A 24292-nucleotide genomic window follows, 5' to 3' on the forward strand; every position below is an offset into this window, starting at 1 on the left:
CCGGTCGATCACAACGACAATACCCGGAGACGACACGATGCCTTTCAAGACCCTGCCCCGTATCGCCACACTTGCCGCACTTCCTCTGGCCATTGCCAGCACCCACGTGCAAGCCCAGTCCACCGAGATGGCCATCTCGACGCTGCTGCCCGAGGATATGTCCAACAACGAGGTCTATCCGGCACTGATACATTTTAAGAACCTGGTAGAGACCCGCACCGACGGCGATGTCGAGGTGGTCATCTTCGGCGGCGGCCAGCTGGGTTCCGAAGTGGAAGCGGCGTCCGAGGTACAAGGTGGTCGCACCCTGCAGTCCACCATCATCACCACCGGCGCCATGTCGTCGTTCTTCGAAGACTACCAGTTGATGACGGCGCCCTTCCTGTTCGATAACTGGCGCCAGGCCTGGAGCTTCTTCGACGGCGAGTGGTTCGCCGACTTCATGTCCGGCACCATCGAGGATGCCGATATGCGCTACCTGGGCACCTTCGACGATGGCGGTGGCTTCGTGGCCTTCACCAACAACGAGCGGCTGATCGAGACGGTGGAGGACCTGGAAGGCCTGAATATCCGTACCGAAGAGAATCCCGGCCATGTGGCGATCATGAAGGCGCTGGGCGCCTCGGCGACCCCGCTTCCCTGGGGAGAGTTGATCACCGCGCTGGAAACCGGCCTCGCCGACGGTCAGTTCAACGCCCCGGTGCTCAACACCACCTTTAACTTCGACGAGGTGACCGACTACACCACCCTGACCGGGCACGTGTACAACAGCGCGGCTTGGCTGATCAGCGAGAGCTGGTTCCAGGAGCTGTCCGACGAGCATCAAGCGGTGATCTTGACCTCGGCCCGCGAGGCGATCGAGCTGGGACATGGCATGTCCGGTGCGCTGGCGACCGCCAGCTGGGTGGAGTCCTGCGAGCGCTTCGAGGAGTGCTATATCATGCCGCCCGAAGAGCGCCAGCGCATGGCCGAGATCGCGCTTCCCGCCTGGCGAGACTGGATCGTCAACGATTTCGGCATCGAGGAGGAGCAAGTAGACGCCTTCCTCGAGGAAGTGGCCCGGGTCGGGGATGAGGTGGCCGAGCAGGACATCAGCCGTTACGGTCAGTAACTCCGCCGGCAATACGGTGTCATCGGCGTCCGGCTGACGCCGGCGACATGCTGATTTACCTTCGGCCGTCCGGGTGCATGCCGGTCGGCCGATGCGTGCCACGAGGATCCTTATATGCGCCTTCTTGCCTCATTGCGCCGGGTCAGTGACGGCGTCAATCACGTTGCCATCGTGGTCTGTGTGGCCTGCATCCTGTTCATGCTGGGCATTTCCTTCACTGCCTTCCTTTACAAACTCGCGACCGGCAGCACCCTGAGCTGGACCTACTCGCTGGCCCGACTCTTCCTGCCATGGATCGGTTTCCTTTCGATGACCATCTCGCTGCGCTATGGCGAACACGTCGCCATGACCCTGCTGGTTCGCAGTCTGCCGCGGCTATTGCTCAAGGTGGCGGCGGGGCTCTGTCTAGGGGTCATCGCGCTCTTCGCCCTGATGCTGGTCTGGTACGGGTGGGTCTATTTCGAAGGGGCGAGCCAAGTGTACATGGTGTCGGATCAGATTCAGATTCACAGCAAGTTCACCGCGATTGTGGTGCCGCTGAGCGGCCTGATCATCCTGCTGCACTTGGTACAGGGCTTTGATCTGCTGGAGCACTTCATTGACGACGAGACGATGATCGAAGAGCTCATCGAGTCCAACGATACGGAGGAGCGCTCATGACGCCCGCGATCATTGCGTTTGTGCTGCTGCTGCTGATTGGGGCGCCGGTTGCCGTGGTCATGGCCATGTCGGGCCTGGCGGGGGGGTTCGCCATCGGCGGCGAGCGCATGCTCGGCATCATCGCCGACCGCATGTTTTCCGGCGTGTCGGGGTTTCTTTTGATCGCGGTGCCCTACTTTATTTTTACCGCCGAGCTGATGAACCAGGGCGGCCTGACTCACAAGCTGATCGCCTTCAACAATGCGCTGTTCGGACGCGTCCGCGGAGCGCTGTCGCACGTCAACATCTCGGTATCGGTGTTCTTCGCCGGCCTGACCGGGGCGGCGATAACCGATACCGTGGCGATCGGCAAGATCATGATCCCCGAGATGAAAAAGCAGGGCTACGATGCCGAGTACGCCGCGGCGATCACCGCTTGTTCATCGATCATCGGGCCGATCATCCCGCCCAGCGTGGTGATGGTGGTCTACGCTACTCTGCTGCGCGACATCTCGGTGATCGACCTGTTCGCTGGCGGCATCATTCCCGGCCTGCTGATGGCGCTCGCGCTGCTCGCGGTGAGCTTCTTCCTGGCCTGGAAGCGCGGCTATCCCAAGCAGGCACCCACCCCCCTGAAAGCGGCTTTCATCGCTTTCCTGGTGGCGTTGCCGGCAATGATCGTGCCGCTGATCATCCTGGGCGGTATTCTCTCGGGGTTGACCACCATTACCGAGGCCTCTGGGTTTGCCGCAGTGTATGCCATCGTGATCGGGGTGGTGTTCTACCGCAATCTTACCTGGCGCAAGATCTGGCATGCGCTGGTCGTGACGGTGCGTTTTTCCGGGGTGGTGTTCTTCCTGCTGGCGACCTCGGCGGTGCTTGGCTGGTTCGTCACCCGCTCGGGCATCGCCCGGGACGCCGCGGGGATGATCACCACCTTCAGCGACTCGACCTTCCTGCAGTTGATCATGGTCTGCCTGCTGCTGATCATGATCGGCACCGTGATGGATGTGTTGCCGGCGCTGGTGGTGGTGGCGCCGGTGCTGGTGCCGGCGATGATCCAGCTGGGCGTGGACCCGCTGCATTTCGCCATCCTGATGATCGTGGTGCTCAACATTTCCAATGTCACGCCGCCGGTGGGGATGACGCTGATGACGGCGGCGAGGATCGCCAACGTGCCCTTCGAACGGGCGATCATTGCCTCGCTGCCGTTCTATGTCGCCTTCCTGATAGTGATCCTGTTGCTGGTCGTCTTCCCGTCGCTCTCCACCTGGATTCCCTCACTGCTGAACTGATGCCAAGGAAGCCTCGATGAAAAGGAAGCCTCGATGAAGCTGTTCTACCATCCTGACCAGGAGCGTCATGCGCCGCCGACTTTCTTGCTGCGGGGCAAGCCGGTGGCCTCTCCGGAAGGCCCCGTGCGGGCGGAAATGCTTTCCGAGGGCCTTGCCCAGGCGGGCCTCTCGCTGACCGCACCCACCGAGGTTGACGGCCCTTTGCTGCGCACTCGCCTGGCCAAGGTGCACACACCGCGCTATCTAGCATTTCTCGAGACCATCCACGCGCGCTGGCAGGCACTGCCTGACGCCGCCGAGATCGTCGCACCCAATGTTCATCCCTGCGGCGGGGGGCATCATTACCCACGCCATCCGGTGGGGCAGGTGGGCTGGCACATGCACGACATGGCTTGCCCGATGACCGCTGACAGCTTCGCCGGATTCCTGGCCAGCGCGGCGACCGCCGAGGCCGCCGCCGACGCGGTGCTCAATGGTGAGCAAAACGCCTATGCGCTGTGTCGACCGCCCGGTCATCATGCCGGCCCCGAGCGGGCTGGTGGCTTCTGCTTTCTCAACAATTCGGCGCTGGCGGCAACCGTGCTGCGCGAACAGCATGCGCGGGTCGCGATCATCGACGTCGACCTGCATCACGGCAACGGCACGCAGGACATCTTCTATGCGCGCGATGACGTCTGGACCGGCTCGCTGCACGCCGACCCGGCGGATTTCTATCCTTTCTTCTGGGGCGGCGCCGACGAAACAGGCGAGGGTAAGGGCGTAGGCTGCAACGTCAACCTGCCGTTGCCGATCGGCAGCGATGGCGCCACCTTCCTCGAGGCACTGGACCGCTTGATCGCGCAGTTGCGTGATTTCCAGCCGGGGGCGGTAGTGGTGGCGCTAGGGGTAGACGCCCACAAGGCCGATCCACTGGCCGGGCTGAGCCTGGAAACCGACGACTTCATCACCGTGGGGCGTCGCCTCGCCGACATCGACTTGCCCCTGGTGCTGGTGCAGGAGGGTGGCTATCCGACCCGGCATCTGGGCGATAACCTGGCCGCCTTCATGAGCGGCTTTACCGGTGCCTGACAGGCACTCTTCACTGCAACCGAAAGAGAGAACACGCCATGACCGTCACTTACCATGACAGCAATGCCCGCATGAGCCAGATCACCACCCACAACGGCGCCGTCTACCTGGCCGGCCAGGTCCCGGACGATGCCTCAGCCGACATGCGCGGCCAGACCGAGCAGGTGCTGGGCAAGATCGATGGCTTACTCGCCAAGGCGGGCACCTCCAAGGAGCATCTGATCTCCGCGCAGATCTGGGTCACCAGCATGACCGAGTTCGACCAGATGAATGCTGCCTGGGACGGCTGGGTGACGCCGGGACGTCCGCCGGTGCGCGCCGCCGTGGAAGCCAAGCTGGCCAAGCCGGAATGGAAGGTCGAGATCATGATTATTGCGGCACTGCCGGAGGCCTGAGATGCAGATCATTTCCGCCGAAGAAGTGGCAGCTTCGCTGCCCTGGGCGGCGCTGGTCGAGCGGTTGGCCACTACCTTCCGGGAGGGTGTCGAATCGCCGCCGCGACACCATCATGCCATGCACCGGCCCGACGGTGAGGCGACCATGCTGTTGATGCCGGCCTGGGAGCAGGCCGGTTATATCGGCGTCAAGATGGTCAACGTCTTTCCCCAGAACGCGGCGCATGGCGTACCGGCGATTGCCGGCGTCTATCTGCTCAGCGAGGGCGTCCATGGGCGGCCGCTGGCCTGTATCGACGGCAGCGAGCTGACCCGGAGGCGCACCGCAGCGGCCTCGGCGTTAGCGGCGCGGGAGCTGGCCCGCGGCGATGCCTCGACACTACTGGTGGTAGGCACCGGCAAGCTCGCGCCCATGGTCATCGAGGCCCACGCCGCCGTACGGCCCATCAAGCGCGTACGGGTCTGGGGGCGCCACCCGGAAAAGGCCGAGGCGCTGGCGGCCGACTGTGCCGATCGCTTCGATACGGCGGCGGTCACCGATCTGGAGGCGGCCACCCGCGAGGCAGACCTGATCAGCTGCGTGACGCTCTCCAGCGAGCCGCTGATCCATGGCGACTGGCTGTCGCCAGGAACGCATCTGGACCTGATCGGTGCTTTTCGACCGACCATGCGTGAGACCGACGCCGAGTGCCTGTCCCGCAGCGAGGTGTTCGTCGACACCTATGCCGGGGCCAAGGGCGAGGCCGGCGATATTCTCCAGGCGATCGACGAGGGTGGCTTCGCCTTCGAGGCGATCCGCGCCGAGCTGGCCGAGCTGCTGAGAGGTGACAAGCCGGGACGATCGTCGCCCGAGGCGATCACGCTGTTCAAGTCGGTGGGGGCCTCGCTCGAGGATCTGGCGGCGGCGATCGAGGTGTGGGAGCAACGAGAGACGCGTGCATGAAAGTGGGAAAGGGCGCGGGAATAAGCTCGGGAAAACGCTCAAGAAAGCGCAGCGGCTTTTTCTGGCACGAGCGCTGTTTCTGGCATGATCCGGGCGCCGTCGGGGTATTCTCGGCGCCCGGCGAATTTCTCCAGCCGCAACCCGCGTCGGAGAGCCCGGAGAGCAAGCGGCGGCTGAAGAACCTGCTCGAGGTATCCGGGTTGATCGATGAGCTGGAGGTACGCAAGCCGTTACCCGCTGCTGACGAGGATCTGGTGCGTTTTCACACGCCGGGCTATCTCGACAGGCTCGAGGCCGGGGATCGGGGATTGGGGGGCAATGGTGGCGATGGCGTACCCTATACGCCGGGGAGCCTGGCCGCGGCGCGCCAGTCGGCGGGCCTGGCGATTGCCGCCGTGGAAGCCGTCGCCACCGGTGAGCTGGAAAATGCCTACGCACTGTGTCGGCCGCCGGGCCATCACGCCGAAGCCGATCGGGGGCGCGGCTTCTGTCTGCTGGGTAATATTCCGGTGGCGGTGATGCGCGCTCGCGCCCTGGGCCAGGTAGGACGGGTGGCGATTCTCGATTGGGACGTCCACCACGGCAACGGCCAGCAGGCGGCCTTCTACTCGGACCCCGAGGTACTCACGGTGTCGCTCCATCAAGCCGGCAACTATCCACTCGATACTGGTTTCTTCGAGGAGCAGGGCGAGGGCGCTGGGCGACGCACCAATCTCAACCTGCCCTTGCCGCCGGGCTGCGGTATCGGCGCCTACGAATACGCCATGACTGAGGCAGTGCTGCCCGCCCTCGAGGTCTTCGCACCGCAGTTGATCGTGGTGGCTTGCGGCTACGACGCTTGCGCCAAGGACCCACTGGGCAAGATGCTGCTCAACAGTCAGGCCTTTGCGCGCATGACCGCGCAGGTCAAGGCCCTCGCTGCGCGACTCTGCGGTGGCCGCCTGGTGCTTGTCCATGAAGGTGGCTATTCGGAAGGCTATGCGCCGCTGTGTGGCCACGCGGTGATCGAGGCATTGGCAGGCAGCCAGATTCGCGTGGGGGACCCCCAGAACGACGAGATCGCCGCCTGGGCCTATCAGGCACTGCAGCCTCACCAGCGCGCGTTGATCGACGGCTGGCGCAACGACTTCATGAGGAACGCAAGATGACCCCGCTATACGACCGTGACGGCTGGTTGTGGCACGACGGCGAGTGGCTGCCCTGGCGAGATGCGCGTACCCACATGCTCACTCACACCCTGCACTACGGCATGGGCTGTTTCGAGGGCGTGCGCGCCTACGCGGGCGCCGGGGGCACGCATCTGTTTCGCGTCGCCGAGCATACCCGGCGCCTGCTGGATAGCGCCCATGCCCTGGACATGCCGCTGGCCTTCGATGCCCAGACGCTCATCGAGGCCCAGCGCCAGTGCCTGCCCCGCAACGCGCTGACCAATGCCTATCTCAAGCCGACGGTATATTTTGGTGCCGAGGGCCTGGGTCTCAGAGCCAAGGGGCTGACCACTCATGTCATGGTCGCCGCCTGGGACCTGGGCGATTACATCTCGCCCGAGGCCTCAAGGATCGGCCTGCGGGCGCTGACGTCTTCCTGGGCGCGCCACCACGTCAATATCAGCCTATGCCGGGCCAAGACCAACGGCCACTACGTCAATGCCATGCTGGCGCTCAACACGGCGATCAAGGCGGGCTTTGACGAGACGATCATGCTCGACCCCGAGGGCTATGTGGCCGAGGCCTCGGCGGCCAACGTCTTCCTGCTGCGCGACGGCGTGCTGCATACACCGGAGGTGACCTCTTGCCTGCAAGGCATCACCCGCGACAGCGTGATCCGCCTGGCACGGGAGGTGATGGGGCTGGAGGTGCGCGAACGGCGCATCACCCGCGACGAACTCTATACCGCCGACGAGGCCTTCGTGACTGGGACCGCGGCGGAGCTGTTGCCGCTGCGCGAGCTCGATGGCCGCCATATCGGCGCCCGGGCCGGCGCCCCGGCGCCCGACCGGGCGATTGCCAGCGACTCCGTCACGGCGCGACTACAGTACCTCTATCGCCGTGTGAGCCGCGGCGATCTGGGGGATGACCTTGCCACCTTCGCGGAGTGGCTGACGCCCGCAGAGTGATGTGACCTTCTGAGGTGTGTGCACAACAAAACGCCACGGCGCGACGCGTCGTGGCGATATCTGGTTCCTCCCTGGGCATCCTCCTGATACCGATACGTCCCTATGAGGCTTCCTGCCCCGTCGCGTCCATGGCGTGGTGTCGGCAGTCTCCCTTGCCTGGGTCCTTTTTAGCGGCCTGCGATGACAGGCGAATAACGGCTGCATGACGATGTGGTGACAATTGACGCCGCGCTATCGTCATGTCGGATGCCAAATACTGCGTAGGCGCCGCTCAACGTGTGTCGCGTTCCAGGGCGGCGAGCAGCCCCCTCAACAGTGAGAGCTCACGGCGTGAGGGCTGGGCGCGCGCAAACAACGCCTGCAACTGCGCTTCGGTGCGAGCGTGGGGCTGGGTTAGAAAGCCGCTGGCCTGCATGACGCGGCTCAGATGGTCGTGGAAATGACCGAGCTGTTCCCGGGACGGCGGGCGACCCTCAATGGGTTTCGGTAGCCGGTAGTCGCTGTTCGGCAGGCGTCGCCAGGCCGTAAAGACCTCATGGGACAGTACCTGCACGGCTTGCGCGAGATTGAGAATGCCATAGTCGGGATTGGCGGGAATGCTGGCTTGATGGCTGCAGCAGCGTATTTCGTCGTTGGTCAGCCCGAAGCGTTCGCGACCGAACACCAATGCCACGGGGTCGTGTTCGGCACGGATCACCAGGTCACGGGCCATGGCGTCGGGCTCGTCGAAATGGGGCAAGGGCAGGCTGCGCAGCCGAGCGCTGGCGCCGACCACCTGCACGCAGCCGCTGACCGCATCGACAAGCGACTCGACCACGCGGGCCTTGTCGACCAGGTCCTCGGCGCCGGCGGCCAGGCGCGAAGCCTCGGGATCGGGAAAGCAGCGTGGATTGACCACTACCAGATCGGAGAGGCCCATGGTCTTCATGGCGCGGGCCGAGGCACCGATATTGCCGGGATGGAAGGTCTGGACGAGGACGATACGGATATTGGAGAGCATTGGCCAATCGGAAAGTGGAAGAGTGAAGATCGGCGCCTCGCGCCTGTAGTGGATATTCTACTCGTAAATTCACTCAGCCTCTTCGATCCTTCGCACTTGCCCGCTGTACCGGAACCGACCAAAATGATATTGACTGATTGGCTTGCCTCCACAATCGGATGAACGACTTCGTTTCGATCCTTCCCCTCGTGGCGCCGCTCGATCGCGACGGTCTGCGGCGGCTGGCGATCCATGCCTGTCTGGAACTCCATCGCGTACGTTGGCGGCGAAGTTATCTGGCGGCCGACGGGCAGCGCATGCTCTGCTGGTACCAGGCCCGGGACGCGGAGTCCATTCGCCTGGTGCTGCGCCAGCAGGGTTCGGCAGCTGCTGCGGTGTGGCCGGTGGTGCTGATGGGGGGCGTGGCAGGAGAAGCGCTCAACGAAACGGGCGACCGTCTCCTCTTGGAGTTTCCTCTTGATGTGCGCGACTCGATCGACATCGCGCCGGTGGCAAGTGCGCTCCTCGACGGACTAGCAAAGGCCGGGGCGGTGGTTAACCGAACCTTCCTGTCTCGCCATCACGGCCGACTGATCTGCCTGGTGAAGGGACGTGACACGCATGCCCTTACCCAATGCCTGAGAACCGCCGGCATCGTTCCGACAAGCGTTTGGCGGTGCACCGAGCTCGATCCCGAACCGCCCAGGCTCTTCGAATCACAGTCCGCCCCGAGGCAGGCTCATCCGCGCCGGATGACGCAGCATTTCCGTCGTCCCACTCCGCTCCAGGGAACCGCCGCGCTGGATGCCGTCATCATCGGAGCAGGCCTCTCGGGCATCTGTGCGCTGGAACGACTCAGCCGAATGGGGCTGCGCACCCGCGTGTATGAGAGCGGCGCCGATGTGGGAGGCGTCTGGCATTGGAACCGCTATCCCGGCGCGAGGGTGGATTCGGAGATCCATACCTACGGTTTCTCGTTCTCCGATGCCTTGCTCCGGGATTGGGAGTGGCAGGAGCTTTTCCCGACTCAGCCCGACATTGCCCGTTACCTTCGCCACGTGGTCGACCGCTTCGGCCTGCGCCGGCACATGCGGCTCGGCACGCCAGTGCTTGCCGCAACGTTTGACGAGGGTGACGCGCTCTGGCGGATCGAAACTGGCTCCGGGGAGCGCGTGGCCGCGCGCTACCTGATCGCCGCCACAGGGACCTTGTCGGTGCCACAGCTGCCCGACTACCCGGGAATGCGCGACTTTTCGGGCGAGAGCTTTCATACCGCGAGATGGCCGGCCGGCGTGGCATTGGACGGCAAACGCGTCGGGATCATCGGCACCGGCGCCTCGGGGGTACAGGTGATCCAGACCATTGCGCCGGAGGCCGCACACCTCACGGTATTTCAGCGTACCCCCACCTACTGTATCCCCCAGCGCAACCGGCCGCTGACGGATGCCGACCGCCGCGAGATCCGACGCGACTGGGCACAGATCCTGGCAACCTGTCGCGAGTCCTACGGCGGATTCATTCACACTTTCGATCCCCGGTCCGGGCTGGCCGTTTCCGCTGCCGAGCGGGAAGCCAAGTTCGAGTACCTCTGGCAGAAGGCAGGCTTCGCGTTCTGGTTCGGCAATTTTGCCGATCTGATGATGAGCTACGAAGTCAATGAGCACGCCTGTGAATTCCTGCGCCGCAAGATCCAGGCGCGTGTCCACGACCCCGAGACGGCTCGACGGCTTCTGCCCAGTCATCCTTTCGGCACGAAGCGCGTGCCGTTGGAGAACGGCTACTACGAAGTGTTCAATCGTGACAACGTTACGCTGATGGATCTGCGGGAGACGCCCATCGAGAGGATCACGTCGCGAGGCATTCGAACCTCGCGGCAAGAGCATCCGCTTGACGTGATCGTCTATGCCACCGGCTTCGATGCCGGTACCGGCTCGTTGAGTCGGCTTGATATCCGCGGGACCGACGGTCTGCCGCTGGCCCAGAAGTGGAAGGAGGAGCCGAAGACGTTCCTCGGACTGCTCGTCAGCGGCTTTCCTAACCTGTTCATCGTCAACGGCCCGCACAATGCCGCGGCACTCTGTAACGCGGGGCGCTGTATCGAGCAAAATGTCGATTGGATAGCACGCTGTATCGAGCACATGCGTCGTCAGGGGGCCGCGCGCATCGTGCCGACACCGGCTGCTGAGGACGAGTGGACCCGACACGTCTACGACGTTGCCGACGCTTCTGTGCTGGCAGCGATGAAGGACTCCTGGTTCTTCGGCGCCAATACGCCGGGTAAGCCGCGCGTTGCCACCATCTACGCGGCGGGAGCCCGCGAGTTCCGCAAGCATTGTGAGGCGGTGGCCAACGCCGACTTTGCGGGCTTGGAACTGTCCTGATTCATCAAAACAAAAACCCCGCCGGTTTCCCGGCGGGGTCGATCTCAGGCAATTCCTGGGGAATAGGGCTTGGGGTGGGACTGGCTTACATCATGCCGCCCATGCCCCCCATTCCGCCCATGCCACCCATGTCGCCACCGCCGGACTCTTTCTCGTCGGGGTCGTCGGCGATCATGGCTTCGGTGGTGATCATCAGACCCGCCACAGAGCCGGCAGACTGCAGGGCTGAGCGCGTGACCTTGGCCGGGTCGAGCACACCCATTTCGAACAGGTCGCCGAATTCACCGGTCTGGGCGTTGTAGCCGTAGTTGCCTTCACCTGCCTTCACCTGGTTGAGGATGACGGAGGCTTCCTGACCAGCGTTGGTGACGATCTGACGCAGCGGCGTTTCCATGGCACGAAGCGCCAGGGCGATGCCGTGATTCTGGTCTTCGTTGTCACCCTTGAGGCCGGCGAGCTTGGTCAGTACGCGCACCAGGGCGGTACCACCACCAGGCACGACACCTTCCTCGACGGCGGCACGAGTGGAGTGAAGAGCGTCCTCGACGCGAGCCTTCTTCTCCTTCATCTCGATTTCGGTGGCGGCACCGACGCGAATGACGGCCACACCGCCGGCGAGCTTGGCGACACGCTCCTGCAGCTTCTCGCGGTCGTAATCGGAGGAAGATTCCTCGATCTGGGCGCGGATCTGGCCGACACGTGCCTCGATATCGCCGTCATTACCGGCGCCATCGATAAGGGTGGTGTTTTCCTTGGACATGGTCACGCGCTTGGCAGTGCCCAGGTGGTCCAGGGTCGCCTGCTCGAGCGTCAGGCCAACTTCTTCGGAAATCACAGTACCACCGGTGAGGATGGCGATGTCCTGCAGCATGGACTTGCGACGATCGCCGAAGCCGGGCGCCTTGGCAGCGGCGACCTTGACAATACCGCGCATGGTGTTGACCACCAATGTTGCGAGGGCTTCGCCTTCGATGTCCTCGGAAATGATCACCAGCGGCTTGCCCGCCTTGGCGACGGCTTCCAGGGTCGGCAGCAGTTCGCGAATGTTGGAGATCTTCTTGTCGACCAGCAGGATGTAGGGGTCTTCGAGCTCGACCGCCATGGTGTCCTGGTTGGTGACGAAGTAGGGCGACAGGTAACCGCGATCGAATTGCATGCCTTCGACAACGTCCAGCTCGTCTTCGAAGCCGCGGCCTTCGTCCACGGTGATGACGCCTTCCTTGCCGACCTTCTGCATGGCGTCAGCGATGATCTCGCCGATGCGGGCATCGCCGTTGGCGGAGATGGTGCCGACCTGGGCAATCGCCTTGGAATCGGTACACGGCACCGCCAGCGCACGTACTTCCTCGACGGCGGCGGAAATCGCCTTGTCGATGCCGCGCTTGAGATCCATCGGGTTCATGCCGGACGTGACGCCCTTCATGCCCTCGTTGACAATCGACTGGGCCAGCACGGTGGCAGTGGTGGTGCCGTCACCGGCGACGTCTGAGGTCTTGGAAGCGACTTCCTTGACCATCTGTGCGCCCATGTTCTCGAACCGGTCCTTGAGCTCGATCTCCTTGGCGACGGAAACGCCGTCCTTGGTGACGGTCGGGGCGCCAAAGGATTTCTCGATGACGACGTTGCGGCCCTTCGGGCCCAAGGTTGCCTTGACGGCGTTGGCCAGGGTGTCGACACCACGGGCCATACGCTTGCGGGCATCATCGGAAAACTTGATCTGTTTCGCTGCCATTGTCTTATGCTTCCTGTGAGTTCGTGAACGTCAAAATATTAGCGGTAAGCGATTACGTCTCGACGGCTGTTCAGCCTTCGACCACGGCCAGTACGTCCGACTCGCTCATGATCAGGACTTCTTCGCCATCGATTTTCTGCTTCTCGACGCCAAAGCCTTCCTTGAAGATCACGTTATCGCCGACTTTCACGTCCAGCGGGCGGACATCGCCGTTTTCGAGAATCCGGCCGTTACCGACGGCGAGGACTTCGCCACGTGTCGGTTTTTCCTGGGCGTTGCCCGGGAGCACGATGCCGCCTGAGGTCTTCTGTTCTTCTTCAACGCGACGAATGACGACGCGATCGTGCAAAGGACGGATGTTCATTGCTCACATTCTCCTGATGGTTTGCGTTGCCGTGGCGCTACCGCCACGACGTTTCATCACTAGCCTCGCGGCGAACCCCGAGGTGAAGGCGTTGGTCGCCTTCTTGTCGAAGGCACGAGGACTGGCCTCGCGCCGAAGCCTGATGCTGTCCGTGAAGTGGGGGCTGGAGAAATCCTTTCAAGGGGCGTAGCCGAAAAATTTTCACTCAGGCGCACCGGTTCAGCGGCGTGATTCATCGTGTTCGATGAAATCCCCTTCCAGCGTATGGCCACCACGGGTGTGGGGGGCAGGGTCGGATTCCGATCCCGGCGGCGTCTCCGGGCCACCTGTTGGTCCTCTATGGGGGGCACCATCGCCTCCTGGCGTGGCACCAAAACTTCCCGTACGTACGTGAACCCCTTTCATGCGCAGGCCCAGCCGTGCGAGTCCCTTGCCCAGCAACCGGCGGGCGTTGGGTATCAGGCAAATGAAGCCCAGCGTATCGGACAGGAAGCCCGGCGCCATCAGCAGGGCGCCACCGAAGATCAGTGCTGCTCCAGTCAGCAGTTCCGATGAGGGGACTTCTCCTCTGGCCAGGCGCTCCTGGGCGCGGGCAAAGGTGGCGACGCCCTCGCGGCGGATCAGGTGCAGGCCGATGAAGCCGGTGGCAAGCACCAGCCCGAGGGTGGTGAGCAGCCCGATCTGGCTACCCACTGAAAAGAGGATGACAAAGTCGAGCAGGGCAAAGATCGTGAACGCTAGCAGGAAAGGCATGTTGGCTCCTGGGATAACAGTTGCTATGGGGATGGGGGCATTAACCAAAAAAATCAACCGTAGTGTCGGTTTGGGAAGCGTAGAGAAGCCACCTTGGTATTTGCAATCAGGAATGGTGCAGTGCAACAATGGGCGTCAAGATACTCATTGGCGTGGCCCCGAGTGACGCCATCGCTCGTAATGCTTCGGCCAGCACCGTGTGGGGCGACGAGCGCCCATGTACTGGAGAAAGACTATGAATCTCGACAACAGCGTAATCGCCATCACCGGCGGCGCCCGAGGCCTGGGGCTGTCCATGGCACATTTGCTGGGCAGCCGTGGCGCTACCCTGGCCCTGCTTGACATGGATGGCGACAGCCTGGACAAGGGAGTGGGCAGCCTTCACGAGGCGGGTATCACCTCGCGCGGCTTCATCGTCAACGTCGCAGACGAGGGGTCAGTGAAACAGGTTTTCGCTGACATTGCCGCGTCTCTGGGACCGGTCAGGGGCCTGGTCAACAATGCCGGCATCGTTCGCGATGGCCTGCTGGTCAAGGCGCGGGACGGCCGAGTCGAAAAAACGATGAGCCTTGAGCAGTGGCAACAGGTCATCGACGTCAATCTGACCGGGGTGTTCCTCTGTGGTCGCGAGGCGGCAGCACAGATGATCGAAGCCGGCCACGGAGGCGTCATCGCCAATATCTCGAGCATCTCGCGTGCCGGGAACATGGGACAGAGCAACTACGCGGCGGCCAAGGCAGGAGTTGCGGCCCTGACCGTTACCTGGGCCAAGGAACTTGCGCGGCAGGGCATTCGGGTGGGCGCGGTAGCGCCAGGCTTCATAGAAACCGAGATGACGTCCTCGATGCGTGATGACGTGCTCGACAAGCTGACGGGAAGCATTCCCCAGCGCCGGCTAGGACAGCCCGACGATATCGCGCAAAGCGTGGCGTTCATCTTCGATAATGACTATTTCACCGGCAGGGTCATCGAGTGCGATGGGGGACTTCGCCTCTGATCTAGCCATCTTGCTACGATCCAGCACGCCGGCCCATGAGAGGGCCGGCGTGCTTCGTAACGCTTCATGAATATGCGTGAGGATCTCGTCAGAATTCGACCTGATCACGCAATCCTTTCACGGTAGCTTCGCCGATGCCATCAACCCGCGACAGGTCGTCAGCGCTCTCAAAGGGGCCGTTGGTTTCGCGATTCTCGACGATGGCCGATGCCTTCACTTGGCCGATGCCGGGTAGCTCGGTCAAAAGCTCGGCATTGGCAGCGTTGACGTCAATGGGCGCTACTTCCTGAGCGAGAATCGTTAGTGGGGTGATGGCCAGCAAAAAAGCACAAAGCGAGGCCGCGAGAGTTCCCTTGAAGCGTGATTGCATGTTCAATCTCCTGCCTATTGGCGGTTATGAGCGACACCAAGCGATGTCCTCTCTCACGATAAGGGTCTGTCAGCAATTTGATATCGCCTATATATGATTGTAAATATCATACATAAGTAATGTATTTTGTAAGTCTTTACAGACAAGGCGGTAGCTCACGGCTGATATACTCCACCGATATTCATTCATGTCGGGAGTACGTTTTGTGCCAACCGCTTCACCGTTGATCATTGCACTCGATTACGCTTCCCTGGACGCGGCTCTGTGCATGGCGGATCGCCTTGATCCGTCGCGTTGCCGCGTCAAGGTGGGCAAGGAACTCTTTACTCGCAGCGGCCCCGATGTACTTGATGCCCTGCATGGGCGCGGCTTTGAGGTCTTCCTGGACCTGAAGTTTCATGACATTCCCAACACTGTCGCCGGTGCGGTTCAGGCCGCGGCAGAGCAGGGCGTATGGATGGTCAATGTCCACGCCGGGGGCGGCAGACGAATGATGGCGGCAGCCAGGGAACGGCTCGAGCGGCATGGCCTCTCGACACGCCTGATCGCCGTGACGGTCTTGACCAGCATGGAAGCTGCCGATCTGGAAGAGGTGGGTATCATGGCCTCGCCTGCTGAACAGGTTGAGCGTTTAGCACTGCTCGCGCGGGATAGCGGAATGGATGGCGTTGTCTGTTCCGCCCAGGAGTCCGCTCGCCTGAAAGAGTGCTGCGGTGAGGCGTTTCTGAAGGTGACGCCGGGGATCCGTCCCGCTTTTGCCATTGCCGGTGACCAGCGGCGGGTGGTGACGCCCGCGGCGGCCATGGCGGCCGGCAGTACCCACCTGGTGGTGGGGCGTCCGTTGACACAGGCGGAAGACCCCATGGCGGCACTGGTTGCCATCGAGAGCGAGCTGGCGTCTCAGAGTTAGCGTGCCTACTCGCCTTCGATACCTGTGATCGGCTTGGTGCTGCCCCAGCTTCGGCAGCGTGGGCACTGCCAGTGCAGATGGTCTCCGGTGAAACCGCAGCGCCGGCAGCGATGCCGTGGCAGTGCCTGCAGCAGCGCATGGGTGTGTTGTTTGAGCAGTACGAGTCGCTCATCGGGTTCACCTTGTCCCTGATGCCTGTACAGATCCATCAGGTAGTCGACTCCGCTCAGATTGGGTTCCCGATTGAGCTGAGCGCTCACCAACTCGATTGCGGCAGGCAGCCCGTCGCGCTGGCGAAGGGCCTCGGCGAGCATGATGATCACGCTGGTGTAGGGGGTTTTCTCCAGCAACTCCTGCAAACAGGCGATCAGCCCGTCTTCATCGTCGATCAGTCGGTAGGCTTGCGCTAGATGAGGAAGAATCGTCGGCGTGAACGCGGGGTCCTGCTCGGGGATCCGCTTGAGCAGGCGAATTTCCTTCTTGTAATGAGCGGTGTCGTGTTCCAGGCCAGCCAGTAATAGATTGGCGCGTACACAGTGCTCATCCGTGGCGAGGGCTTGGCGCAGGTGCTTGCGAGCCGGGCCGGGACTGGCGGTATGGCGCTCCCGGTCGGCCAGCTCGCAAAGCCAATGAGCAGCGGCTCGACGCAGGTCCTCGTCGCGGTGCAGCAGGGGCTGCGCGGCATCGAGCGCCTCCTTCCACTCTCCCTCGCGTTCGAGCAGATCGGCGAGCAGATGCCTGGCCGAGAGACGGAGCTCCTCATCTGTCGTGTCGCGGACCAAATGCTTGAGAAGGCGCTCGGCGCGGTCGAGTAGCCCCAGCTTGAGAAAGTCACGTGAGAGCTCGAGTTGTACTCGGTCGCTCTGCGGGCTGGTCAGGGCAGGGCGGGCGAGCAGGTTCTGGTGGATTTTCACCGCTCTATCTGCTTCGCCGCGGGTGCGAAAAAGGTTGCCCAGCGTAATGTGGGTCTCGATGGTCTCGCTGTTCACCTCGAGCGCGGCCACGAAGGTTTCGATGGCGCGATCCTGCTGGTCATTGAGCAGGTAGTTCAGGCCCGTGAAGTAGTCCTTGGCCAAGGTAGGGGAGACGGGTGTCGTGGTGGGGTCGCTGCGTTTGCGGCGGCCGAGCCACCAACCGATGGCGACCGCTGCCAACAACAGGGTCAGCAGCAGAGGGTCAGCCATTCAGGGGAGTTCCTTCATCTCCTGGACACGCAGGCGGTCGAGTTCCTTGCGCTGTTGCTGGTTGTGGCGCTGGGCGCGGGTCAGCAAGGCGCGCAGGCGCAAGTAGACTCCGCTCATGGCGACCATGCCGAGCAGGACGCCGACAGTCAGCGATGCCAATAACCAGACGGACAGTGACGCTTCGGGCAACTCGAGCCAGATCAGATTAAGCGGCAGAGCCTGCTGATTATTGACAGAGAACAGGATGCCAACCAGCAGTACCGCCAGCAGGATGATGGCCAGGATCAGGCCTTTGAGCCAACGCATGAGCGAGTTCCCTCTAGTGGATGTCGAAGTGACGATGAAAACCGGAACATCGAAGGTCAAGAAAAGCGCTCAGTAACCGAGGGCACGACTGGCGTCTACCTGTTCGCGCAATTCCTTGCCGGGTTTGAAGTGTGGCACGAACTTGCCATCCAGTGCGACCGGTTCGCCGGTCTTGGGATTGCGGCCCACGCGTGGTTCCCGGTAGTGAAGCGAAAAACTGCCGAAACCACGTATCTCGACCCGGCCGCCGTCCGAAAGGGCGTCAGTGATATCGTCGAGAATCAGCCGAACCGCCGACTCGACTTCCTTGACCGACAGCTCCGGCTGTCGCATTGCGATCTGCTCGATCAACTCGGACTTGGTCATCGCCTCTCTCCATGCAGTCTTGCCTGGGGGGTTATCGATCCCGGCGTTGTTGTTTGTCAAATCATACTGCGCAACTCTCGATAAAACAACGAACTACGTTCATGATAGGGCAAAAATCCCGGAAGATCGCGTTGGCGTGCTGCCCCGGTCGCCAGGGCTCGGGTATACTGCGCCTTCATTTCCCTTGGCACTCGAGGTCGACGTTGAGCGAACAAGCACACGAGGATACGGCCCAGCGCAAACGCCTCTACTGGCATTCCCGCCGCGGCATGTGGGAGTTGGACCTTTTGCTGATTCCCTTTCTTGAACATCGCTACGATGCGCTCGATGAGCCAGACCAAGCGGCCTTCCGCACCCTGATCGATGAAGAGGATCAGGACCTTTTCGCTTGGTTGATGCGCCGTGAGTGGCCGGAAGCGCCGGCCATTCGTCGTATCGTGAAGATGATCGTTGAATATGCCGAAGACGCCGACAACGTTGTGCATCGTCCCGTCTAAGATAGCGCTGGCCGTGCATGTCGGGCTGTGTATCGGGGTGGTCGGCCTGATGGGATGGTGGTCGCCACCATGGCTTGCGCTGCTCGCCTTCATAGTGCTTAGCGTTGTGCTCGTACAATGGCGCGCCGCCCGCCCCCGGGGCGAATTGCGCGCTATACCCCAGGCCATTGGTGAAACCAGGTGGAGCTGGCGCGACGATCCGGCGGCGGCCTGGCAGGAAGTCACGCTAAATTGCGACTATCTGGGTCCCTGGCTGATCGGCCTCGAGCTTGATGGTCAACGGCTCTGGCTCTGGCCGGATAGTTGCGATGCGCCATTGCGTCGCTCGCTTCGTCGCGAGCTCGTTACGCTTCCCTGAAGCCGTTCACTCGAGAGCGGTGTCGTCAGCGTCCAGCCTGATGCGTGAGGGCAGCGGCGCGGCGACACCATGGGTCGGATGGTCCGGATTGAAATGCAACCCACGCGACTCGCGTCGCGACTGCGCGCTCCGAACGGTGAGCCTGGCCAGGCGCACGGCATTCCACAGGCTGACCAGTTCGGCCGAGGGCGCGGCACCCTCGCGCAGCGGTGTCAGCTCGGCCTGTTGGCGTGCGAGGCGCTCGGCGGCATCGCTGAGTCCTTCGTCTCTGCGTACGATCGCGACGTTGGTGCTCATGAGCACGCGCAGTTTCTCAAGGTGTTGCTTGATCAGCTGGGGTGATGCCGGCTCGCTGCCCCAATCTGTATGCTGAAGTTTTGCCGTTGAGAATGATGATGGGTGTGCCAGATGCCATGCGCAGCTACGGGCGAAGACCAGGCACTCCAGCAGGGAATTGCTGGCCATGCGATTGGCACCATGCAGGCCGGTACAGGCGACTTCGCCGATGGCGAAGAGGTGGGGCACGTTGCTCGCGCCTTCCAGGTCGGTCGCGATACCGCCGCAGCTGTAATGGGCCGCCGGCACCACCGGGATCGGGGTTTCAGTGATATCCAGGCCGCGCGCGGCGCAGTGGGCATGGATGGTGGGGAAGTGATGGCGGATGGCCTTGTCGCCCAGGTGGCGAATGTCCAGGGTGACATGGTCGCTGCCGGTGCGTTGCATCTCGGCATCGATGGCCCTGGCGACGATATCCCGAGGCGCCAGTTCGGCCCGGAAATCCACGGTCGGCATGAAGCGCTCTGCATGGACATTGAGCAGCAGGCCACCTTCACCGCGAACAGCCTCGCTGATCAGGAAGGGCGGCCCCTCGGGATCGTAGAAGCAGGTGGGATGAAATTGCTGAAACTCCAGGTTCATCAGCTCGGCGCCGAGGTCGGCGGCCATCATCATGCCCTCGCCGCTGGCCGGGCAGGGACTGGTGGTGTGGCGGTAGAGTCCGCTGGCCCCGCCCGTGGCAAGGACGGTGTCGTGTGCGCGTTGTTCGCTCGGGTGCCCCTGCCGATCCAGGCAGTACGCCCCGCGGCAGTGCCCGGCCTGGTCACCGATCAAGGCGATCGCGGTGAGGTCATCGCGAAGGGTGATGGCCGGGTGCGAGCGCACATGGGCGAGCAGGGTGTCGACCACGGCGCGACCGGTGGCGTCGTCGGCATGAATGATGCGTCGCACGCCATGGCCGCCTTCGCGGGTCAGGTGATAGGGGTAACTGGCCCCAGGGCTATCGTCCGGGGTGAAGGGTACGCCGAGGGCGAGAAGCCACTCGATGGCCGCAGGGCCCTGTTCCACGGTAAAGCGCACTGCACCTTCGTCGCAGAGACCGTCCCCGGCGACCAGGGTGTCGGCGACATGGGCCTCTATGTCGTCCTGAGGCGACAGGACCGCGGCGATGCCGCCCTGTGCCCAGCGGCTCGCTCCTTGATCATCGCTTGACGGACGCAGAAGAGTCACCGTGCGCTGATCGGCAATTTCCAGGGCCAGCACCAGCCCGGCAACACCGCCGCCGATGACCAGAACATCGTGTTCGCTTTCTGACTGAAGATGTGACGCCATGGCTAACCTCGCCGGCACCTCACGGGTGTCGCTGGGGAGTGTCTTGAGTGACGACGAAAGCGGGTGGCAAGTCAGGAGAGATTGGTGCCCGGAGCCGGACTTGAACCGGCACGGTGTTGCCACCGAGGGATTTTAAGTCCCTTGCGTCTACCAATTTCGCCATCCGGGCGGTACGGGATCAAGCGGGAAATCGGGGAAAAGTGGAGGCTGGAGTCGGAATCGAACCGGCGTACACGGAGTTGCAGTCCGCTGCATAACCACTCTGCCATCCAGCCTCGTCGAGTCGTGTCCTGTCGGTGATTGTGACAGGAAATGGAGCGGGAAAGGAGATTCGAACTCCCGACCCTCGCCTTGGCAAGGCGATGCTCTACCACTGAGCTATTCCCGCTCGACTCGAGAGCGAATTATAAGGATAAGTCGGTGACTGTCAAACGCTTTTGGTTACATCGAGCGGCTCAAGTGCGGCCAGGCGGCGCGTAGATAGGCATACATCGACCAGAGCGTCAGCACTGCCGCCACGTAAAGCGTCACCACGCCCATGAGGGCCAGCAGGTGACCGGGGGGGAACGCCAGCAGCACTAGTATCGCGATCATCTGCAAGGCGGTCTTGATCTTGCCGATCCACGAAACGGCGATCATGCCGCGCTTGCCCATTTCCGCCATCCATTCGCGCAGCGCCGAGATGACGATCTCACGACCGATGATCACCAAGGCCGGTAGCGTCAACCATAATGTATCGAAGCGTTCAATCAACAGTGCCAGCGCAACGGCGACCATCAGCTTGTCGGCAACCGGATCGAGAAAAGCCCCGAACGGCGTGGCCTGATCCCAGCGTCTGGCCAGGTAACCGTCGAGCCAGTCGGTCACGGCGGCCAATCCGAACAGAAACGCTGCCAGCGGCATGCTCCAGGCAAAAGGCAGATAGAAGAGCACCACCAGTAACGGTATGAAGATAATGCGGGCGAGCGTCAGGAGGTTGGGTATGTTCATTACGTGATGCTGTCCTTGCCGTGAGGATGGCGCCTGAAGCGGCGTAGTCATTCTATCCGGCTCGGGCGTTATCATCCATGCAAGGCGCGATGAATTGCGTCGGCCATGGTGGCGCTGATGCCGGGTACCTTGGCGAGTTCGTCTCGGCTAGCTTGTTTCACCCCATGCAGGCCACCGAAGAAGCGCAGCAACTCGCGCCGCCGCCGCGGCCCCACACCGGGAATCTCCTGCAGGGTGGACGTGCGGCGTGTCTTGTCGCGTCGCGCCCGATGGCCGGCGATGGCGAAGCGATGCGATTCGTCGCGAATGTGCTGGATCAGGTGCAGCGCCGGCGAGGCGCCTTCCAGGTCCAGGCTGTTATCGACCGTCTCGACGTACAGCGTCTCCAGGCCCGCCTTGCGCGTGGTGCCCTTGGCGACGCCGAGCAGGGCCACCCCCGTGACGCCGAGTTCGGCGAAAACCTCGCGGGCCATGTTGAGCTGTCCCTTGCCGCCGTCGACGATCAGGATGTCGGGGCGCTCCCCCTCGCCATCGGCCAGCCGCTTGAAGCGACGAATCAGCACCTGACGCATGGCGGCGTAGTCGTCGCCAGCGGCCACACCCTCTATGTTGAAGCGTCGGTAATCGGATTTGCGCGGCCCGTTCGCGTCGAACACCACGCAGGAAGCCACGGTGGCTTCCCCGTGGCTGTGGCTGATGTCGTAGCACTCCAGGCGGCGGGGCAGGTCTTCCAGGGACAGGGTGTCGCGCAACGCCTCGAAGCGCTTCGCGAGTTGGGTCTGGTTGGCCAGCTGGCCGGCGAGCTGCTGCTCGGCATTGGTGCGGGCCAGTTCACGCCATTGGGCGCGATGGCCGCGTACCTGGTCGGTGAAGCGGATACGCTTTCCCGCACGCTCGCTCAAGGCACTGGCGATCAGGCTGGCATCCGGCACCGGATGGCTGACGATCACTTCGCCGGGAATCTCGCGTGCCTGCCCCAGATAGAATTGACTGACGAAATCACCGAGCAGGGCATCCTCGGGGAGATCCAGGCCATTGGCAGGGGCATGGTGCCGCGCGCCCAATAAACGACCCTGGCGCATGGTAAGTACCGAGATGCACAGCGCGCCAGGGCGGCTTGCCAATGCAAAGACGTCGGCGTCGCCGCCAGCCGTATCAACGAACTGGCGTTGCTGAAGCTGACGCAGTTGTTGAATCTGGTCACGCAGGCGTGCCGCGTCCTCAAACGCAAGCGCTTCGCTGGCCGCTTCCATCTCGCGAGTCAACTCCTGGGTGACTTGCTCGCTCTTGCCTTCCAGGCACTGCACGGCGTACTCCAGATCGCGGCGATAGTCGTCCTGGTCGATATAATCCACGCAAGGCGCACTGCAGCGCTGGATCTGGTACTGCAGGCAGGGCCTTGTGCGGTGGGCGAAGACACTGTCCTCACAGTTGCGGATGCGAAAGATTCGCTGCATCAACGAGAGGCTTTCACGCACCGCGCCGCTGCTGGGATAGGGCCCCAGGTAGCGGCCATCGTCGCCACGGGTGCGGGCACGCTTGTATTCCAGTGCCGGATACGGGTGACGGTCGGTCACGAAGACGAAGGGATAGGATTTATCGTCGCGCAGCAGGATATTGTAAGGCGGGCGCAGTTCCTTGATTAAGGTCTGCTCCAGCAGCAGCGCCTCGGTTTCGCTGTTGGTGACCGTGACCTGAACGTCATGGATTCGCCCCACCAGCGCCTGAGTCTTGGTGTTCAGCGCGCCGCGAAAATAGCTCGCCAGGCGAGCTCTTAGCCGCCGCGCCTTGCCGACGTAGAGGGTGTCGCCCTGCTCATCGAGCATGCGATAGACACCAGGAGACTCGCTGACGTTGGCGAGAAATTGTCGGGAATCGAAGCTCATGCAGCCCAAAAGCTCCCAGTCAACGGGAGCCACATTCTAGCAGATCGCCCCGAGTCGTGTGCCGTCAGTCGGCGCTGGCAAAGCCATCCACCAGGCCATGCCGCAACCCCAGGTGGGTGAGCTCCACATCGGAGTTGACGCTGAGCTTTTCGAAGATCCGGTAGCGGTAGGTGTTGACCGTCTTGGGACTGAGAAACAGACGATCGGAAATCTCGGCGACTTTCTGGCAATTGACGATCATCATCGCGACCTGCAGCTCACGATGGGAAAGTCCGTCGAAGGGGTTTGACGGGGCGTCGATGCGTGACAGCACAAGGCGTTGGGCGATCTCGGGACTGATATAGCGATGGCCGGTAAAGATACGCCGGATGGCGGTGACCATCTCGTTATGCTGCGAGCCCTTGCTGATCAAGCCGAAGGCGCCCGCATCGAGCAGACGCTGGGCGAAGGTCTCCTCGAGAAAGGCGGTCAGCACCAGCACCCGGCTGTCGTTGTCGCCGCGATTGATCTTGCGAGTGGCCTCGAGGCCACCGATACCCGGCATGCGAATGTCCATCAGGACGACATCGGGATTTAACTCGCGTGTCTGGGCAATAGCATCTTCGCCATCCACCGCTTCACCGATCACGCTGATGTCCTCTTCGGCATTCAGCAGGTGAGCGATGCTGGTCCTGACCAGATGATGGTCATCGGCAACGAGAACCCGAATCAAGGCGCATCTCCTCAACAAAGCGTAGAGCGAGTCATCGGCAAATCGCCAACGATGGTGTCGTTTTGTCTGCCAAGAGTGACACAAGATGCCCCTAAGGGGAATTCGCCATGAGCCTGTAATGATTCCTGCCCTCTGGCGGTTGACGTGAATGGGCTGCATGCATAGAATACGCCTCGTTCTCGCCAATGCGGAACCATGTGGGGCCTTAGCTCAGCTGGGAGAGCGCAACACTGGCAGTGTTGAGGTCAGCGGTTCGATCCCGCTAGGCTCCACCAAGATTGATAAAAAAGCCGCACGGGGCTTAACCCCAGGCGGCTTTTTTTGGTCATGGT

25 protein-coding genes and 4 tRNA genes are annotated in these 24292 nt (G+C 62.5%); 14 read left to right on the forward strand and 15 right to left on the reverse strand.

What is annotated here, in order from left to right; translation table 11 throughout:
- Positions 1–37: 37 nt before the first annotated feature.
- The 8 genes from dctP to KG088_RS01510 all read left to right on the forward strand — a co-directional run bounded on the left by dctP (position 38) and on the right by KG088_RS01510 (position 7567).
- Positions 38–1111 (forward strand): TRAP transporter substrate-binding protein DctP, encoded by a 1074-nt coding sequence (dctP, locus tag KG088_RS01475; protein ID WP_213823706.1) that lies wholly within the window; start codon positions 38–40, stop codon positions 1109–1111.
- Positions 1112–1225: 114 nt separating this feature from the next.
- Positions 1226–1771, forward strand: a complete 546-nt coding sequence (locus KG088_RS01480) for a TRAP transporter small permease (RefSeq protein ID WP_213823707.1) — start codon at positions 1226–1228, stop codon at positions 1769–1771.
- Positions 1768–3045, forward strand: coding sequence for a TRAP transporter large permease (locus KG088_RS01485; RefSeq protein ID WP_213823708.1), 1278 nt, complete (start codon positions 1768–1770; stop codon positions 3043–3045). The genes KG088_RS01480 and KG088_RS01485 overlap by 4 nt, the downstream gene beginning before the upstream one ends.
- A gap of 33 nt (positions 3046–3078) precedes the next feature.
- Entirely contained in the window at positions 3079–4113 is a 1035-nt protein-coding gene (locus KG088_RS01490; protein WP_213823709.1) for a histone deacetylase family protein, read from the forward strand.
- 38 nt (positions 4114–4151) lie between these two features.
- Positions 4152–4508, forward strand: coding sequence for a RidA family protein (locus tag KG088_RS01495; protein WP_213823710.1), 357 nt, complete (start codon positions 4152–4154; stop codon positions 4506–4508).
- 1 nt (position 4509) lies between these two features.
- Entirely contained in the window at positions 4510–5451 is a 942-nt protein-coding gene (locus KG088_RS01500; protein WP_213823711.1) for an ornithine cyclodeaminase family protein, read from the forward strand.
- The gene (locus KG088_RS01505) at positions 5448–6599 is read left to right on the forward strand and encodes a class II histone deacetylase (protein WP_213823712.1); all 1152 of its coding nucleotides are present in this window, start codon (positions 5448–5450) and stop codon (positions 6597–6599) included. The genes KG088_RS01500 and KG088_RS01505 overlap by 4 nt, the downstream gene beginning before the upstream one ends.
- Positions 6596–7567: a branched-chain amino acid transaminase gene (locus KG088_RS01510; RefSeq protein ID WP_213823713.1), complete on the forward strand. Its 972-nt coding sequence runs from the start codon at positions 6596–6598 to the stop codon at positions 7565–7567. The genes KG088_RS01505 and KG088_RS01510 overlap by 4 nt, the downstream gene beginning before the upstream one ends.
- A gap of 271 nt (positions 7568–7838) precedes the next feature.
- Here KG088_RS01510 and KG088_RS01515 read toward each other — a convergent pair whose 3' ends face one another.
- Positions 7839–8567 carry an RNA methyltransferase gene (locus tag KG088_RS01515; protein WP_213823714.1) on the reverse strand — a complete coding sequence of 243 codons (729 nt, stop codon included), beginning with the start codon at positions 8565–8567 and terminating at the stop codon, positions 7839–7841.
- A 158-nt stretch (positions 8568–8725) separates the two neighbouring features.
- On the opposite strand from KG088_RS01515, the gene KG088_RS01520 reads away from it, so the two are divergent.
- On the forward strand, positions 8726–10927 hold the full coding sequence (locus KG088_RS01520) for a nickel-binding protein (protein WP_213823715.1): 2202 nt from the start codon (positions 8726–8728) through the stop codon (positions 10925–10927).
- An 85-nt stretch (positions 10928–11012) separates the two neighbouring features.
- On the opposite strand, the gene groL is transcribed toward KG088_RS01520, so the two are convergent.
- From groL to KG088_RS01535, 3 genes are all read right to left on the reverse strand, one after another.
- Positions 11013–12659 carry a chaperonin GroEL gene (gene groL / locus KG088_RS01525; RefSeq protein ID WP_213823716.1) on the reverse strand — a complete coding sequence of 549 codons (1647 nt, stop codon included), beginning with the start codon at positions 12657–12659 and terminating at the stop codon, positions 11013–11015.
- Positions 12660–12729: 70 nt separating this feature from the next.
- The gene (locus KG088_RS01530) at positions 12730–13023 is read right to left on the reverse strand and encodes a co-chaperone GroES (RefSeq protein ID WP_213823717.1); all 294 of its coding nucleotides are present in this window, start codon (positions 13021–13023) and stop codon (positions 12730–12732) included.
- Positions 13024–13242: 219 nt separating this feature from the next.
- On the reverse strand, positions 13243–13776 hold the full coding sequence (locus tag KG088_RS01535; protein ID WP_213823718.1) for an FxsA family protein: 534 nt from the start codon (positions 13774–13776) through the stop codon (positions 13243–13245).
- 235 nt (positions 13777–14011) lie between these two features.
- On the opposite strand from KG088_RS01535, the gene KG088_RS01540 reads away from it, so the two are divergent.
- Complete coding sequence (locus KG088_RS01540) at positions 14012–14773, forward strand: SDR family oxidoreductase (protein ID WP_213823719.1); 762 nt, start codon at positions 14012–14014, stop codon at positions 14771–14773.
- Between the two features lie 88 nt (positions 14774–14861).
- On the opposite strand, the gene KG088_RS01545 is transcribed toward KG088_RS01540, so the two are convergent.
- Positions 14862–15143, reverse strand: coding sequence for a ComEA family DNA-binding protein (locus KG088_RS01545; protein WP_213823720.1), 282 nt, complete (start codon positions 15141–15143; stop codon positions 14862–14864).
- 205 nt (positions 15144–15348) lie between these two features.
- Between KG088_RS01545 and pyrF the strand changes: the two genes are divergently transcribed.
- A complete protein-coding gene (gene pyrF / locus KG088_RS01550; protein ID WP_213823721.1) occupies positions 15349–16053 on the forward strand; it encodes an orotidine-5'-phosphate decarboxylase in 705 nt (234 codons plus the stop codon).
- Between the two features lie 5 nt (positions 16054–16058).
- Here the strand turns inward: pyrF and lapB are convergent, their stop codons facing one another.
- From lapB to KG088_RS01565, 3 genes are all read right to left on the reverse strand, one after another.
- Positions 16059–17237 carry a lipopolysaccharide assembly protein LapB gene (gene lapB / locus KG088_RS01555; RefSeq protein ID WP_213823722.1) on the reverse strand — a complete coding sequence of 393 codons (1179 nt, stop codon included), beginning with the start codon at positions 17235–17237 and terminating at the stop codon, positions 16059–16061.
- Positions 17238–17543: a lipopolysaccharide assembly protein LapA domain-containing protein gene (locus KG088_RS01560; protein WP_213823723.1), complete on the reverse strand. Its 306-nt coding sequence runs from the start codon at positions 17541–17543 to the stop codon at positions 17238–17240.
- A 69-nt stretch (positions 17544–17612) separates the two neighbouring features.
- Entirely contained in the window at positions 17613–17909 is a 297-nt protein-coding gene (locus tag KG088_RS01565) for an integration host factor subunit beta (protein WP_213823724.1), read from the reverse strand.
- 269 nt (positions 17910–18178) lie between these two features.
- Here KG088_RS01565 and KG088_RS19470 point away from each other — a divergent pair, with 269 nt between their 5' ends.
- Entirely contained in the window at positions 18179–18406 is a 228-nt protein-coding gene (locus KG088_RS19470; RefSeq protein WP_250148019.1) for an FAD assembly factor SdhE, read from the forward strand.
- Positions 18366–18764, forward strand: coding sequence for a protein YgfX (locus tag KG088_RS01575; protein WP_213823726.1), 399 nt, complete (start codon positions 18366–18368; stop codon positions 18762–18764). Before KG088_RS19470 ends, KG088_RS01575 begins: the two co-directional genes overlap by 41 nt.
- Positions 18765–18770: 6 nt before the next feature.
- Here the strand turns inward: KG088_RS01575 and nadB are convergent, their stop codons facing one another.
- The 7 genes from nadB to KG088_RS01610 all read right to left on the reverse strand — a co-directional run bounded on the left by nadB (position 18771) and on the right by KG088_RS01610 (position 23960).
- Positions 18771–20372 carry an L-aspartate oxidase gene (gene nadB, locus KG088_RS01580; protein ID WP_213823727.1) on the reverse strand — a complete coding sequence of 534 codons (1602 nt, stop codon included), beginning with the start codon at positions 20370–20372 and terminating at the stop codon, positions 18771–18773.
- Positions 20373–20454: 82 nt separating this feature from the next.
- Positions 20455–20541 (reverse strand) — tRNA-Leu (locus KG088_RS01585).
- Positions 20542–20573: 32 nt separating this feature from the next.
- Positions 20574–20647 (reverse strand) — tRNA-Cys (locus tag KG088_RS01590).
- 38 nt (positions 20648–20685) lie between these two features.
- Positions 20686–20760: transfer RNA gene (locus tag KG088_RS01595), tRNA-Gly, on the reverse strand.
- A gap of 53 nt (positions 20761–20813) precedes the next feature.
- A complete protein-coding gene (pgsA, locus tag KG088_RS01600; RefSeq protein WP_213823728.1) occupies positions 20814–21362 on the reverse strand; it encodes a CDP-diacylglycerol--glycerol-3-phosphate 3-phosphatidyltransferase in 549 nt (182 codons plus the stop codon).
- A gap of 71 nt (positions 21363–21433) precedes the next feature.
- Positions 21434–23248: an excinuclease ABC subunit UvrC gene (uvrC, locus tag KG088_RS01605; protein WP_213823729.1), complete on the reverse strand. Its 1815-nt coding sequence runs from the start codon at positions 23246–23248 to the stop codon at positions 21434–21436.
- A gap of 64 nt (positions 23249–23312) precedes the next feature.
- Positions 23313–23960 (reverse strand): response regulator, encoded by a 648-nt coding sequence (locus KG088_RS01610; protein WP_213823730.1) that lies wholly within the window; start codon positions 23958–23960, stop codon positions 23313–23315.
- Positions 23961–24159: 199 nt separating this feature from the next.
- Between KG088_RS01610 and KG088_RS01615 the strand changes: the two genes are divergently transcribed.
- Positions 24160–24235, forward strand: a tRNA-Ala gene (locus tag KG088_RS01615).
- Positions 24236–24292 lie beyond the last annotated feature (57 nt).

The sequence above is a fragment of the Halomonas jincaotanensis genome, assembly GCF_018448785.1.
Classification (GTDB): Bacteria; Pseudomonadota; Gammaproteobacteria; order Pseudomonadales; family Halomonadaceae; genus Halomonas; species Halomonas jincaotanensis.

Excerpts from the sequence above, each read along its gene's own strand:
- dctP (WP_213823706.1), top strand. The coding sequence starts at position 38 with ATGCCTTTCAAGACCCTGCCCCGTATCGCCACACTTGCCGCACTTCCT.
- KG088_RS01480 (WP_213823707.1), top strand. The coding sequence starts at position 1,226 with ATGCGCCTTCTTGCCTCATTGCGCCGGGTCAGTGACGGCGTCAATCAC.
- KG088_RS01485 (WP_213823708.1), top strand. The coding sequence starts at position 1,768 with ATGACGCCCGCGATCATTGCGTTTGTGCTGCTGCTGCTGATTGGGGCG.
- KG088_RS01490 (WP_213823709.1), top strand. The coding sequence starts at position 3,079 with ATGAAGCTGTTCTACCATCCTGACCAGGAGCGTCATGCGCCGCCGACT.
- KG088_RS01495 (WP_213823710.1), top strand. The coding sequence starts at position 4,152 with ATGACCGTCACTTACCATGACAGCAATGCCCGCATGAGCCAGATCACC.
- KG088_RS01500 (WP_213823711.1), top strand. The coding sequence starts at position 4,510 with ATGCAGATCATTTCCGCCGAAGAAGTGGCAGCTTCGCTGCCCTGGGCG.
- KG088_RS01505 (WP_213823712.1), top strand. The coding sequence starts at position 5,448 with ATGAAAGTGGGAAAGGGCGCGGGAATAAGCTCGGGAAAACGCTCAAGA.
- KG088_RS01510 (WP_213823713.1), top strand. The coding sequence starts at position 6,596 with ATGACCCCGCTATACGACCGTGACGGCTGGTTGTGGCACGACGGCGAG.
- KG088_RS01515 (WP_213823714.1), bottom strand. The coding sequence starts at position 8,567 with ATGCTCTCCAATATCCGTATCGTCCTCGTCCAGACCTTCCATCCCGGC.
- KG088_RS01520 (WP_213823715.1), top strand. The coding sequence starts at position 8,726 with ATGAACGACTTCGTTTCGATCCTTCCCCTCGTGGCGCCGCTCGATCGC.
- groL (WP_213823716.1), bottom strand. The coding sequence starts at position 12,659 with ATGGCAGCGAAACAGATCAAGTTTTCCGATGATGCCCGCAAGCGTATG.
- KG088_RS01530 (WP_213823717.1), bottom strand. The coding sequence starts at position 13,023 with ATGAACATCCGTCCTTTGCACGATCGCGTCGTCATTCGTCGCGTTGAA.
- KG088_RS01535 (WP_213823718.1), bottom strand. The coding sequence starts at position 13,776 with ATGCCTTTCCTGCTAGCGTTCACGATCTTTGCCCTGCTCGACTTTGTC.
- KG088_RS01540 (WP_213823719.1), top strand. The coding sequence starts at position 14,012 with ATGAATCTCGACAACAGCGTAATCGCCATCACCGGCGGCGCCCGAGGC.
- KG088_RS01545 (WP_213823720.1), bottom strand. The coding sequence starts at position 15,143 with ATGCAATCACGCTTCAAGGGAACTCTCGCGGCCTCGCTTTGTGCTTTT.
- lapB (WP_213823722.1), bottom strand. The coding sequence starts at position 17,237 with ATGGCTGACCCTCTGCTGCTGACCCTGTTGTTGGCAGCGGTCGCCATC.
- KG088_RS01560 (WP_213823723.1), bottom strand. The coding sequence starts at position 17,543 with ATGCGTTGGCTCAAAGGCCTGATCCTGGCCATCATCCTGCTGGCGGTA.
- KG088_RS01565 (WP_213823724.1), bottom strand. The coding sequence starts at position 17,909 with ATGACCAAGTCCGAGTTGATCGAGCAGATCGCAATGCGACAGCCGGAG.
- KG088_RS19470 (WP_250148019.1), top strand. The coding sequence starts at position 18,179 with ATGTGGGAGTTGGACCTTTTGCTGATTCCCTTTCTTGAACATCGCTAC.
- KG088_RS01575 (WP_213823726.1), top strand. The coding sequence starts at position 18,366 with ATGCCGAAGACGCCGACAACGTTGTGCATCGTCCCGTCTAAGATAGCG.
- nadB (WP_213823727.1), bottom strand. The coding sequence starts at position 20,372 with ATGGCGTCACATCTTCAGTCAGAAAGCGAACACGATGTTCTGGTCATC.
- pgsA (WP_213823728.1), bottom strand. The coding sequence starts at position 21,362 with ATGAACATACCCAACCTCCTGACGCTCGCCCGCATTATCTTCATACCG.
- uvrC (WP_213823729.1), bottom strand. The coding sequence starts at position 23,248 with ATGAGCTTCGATTCCCGACAATTTCTCGCCAACGTCAGCGAGTCTCCT.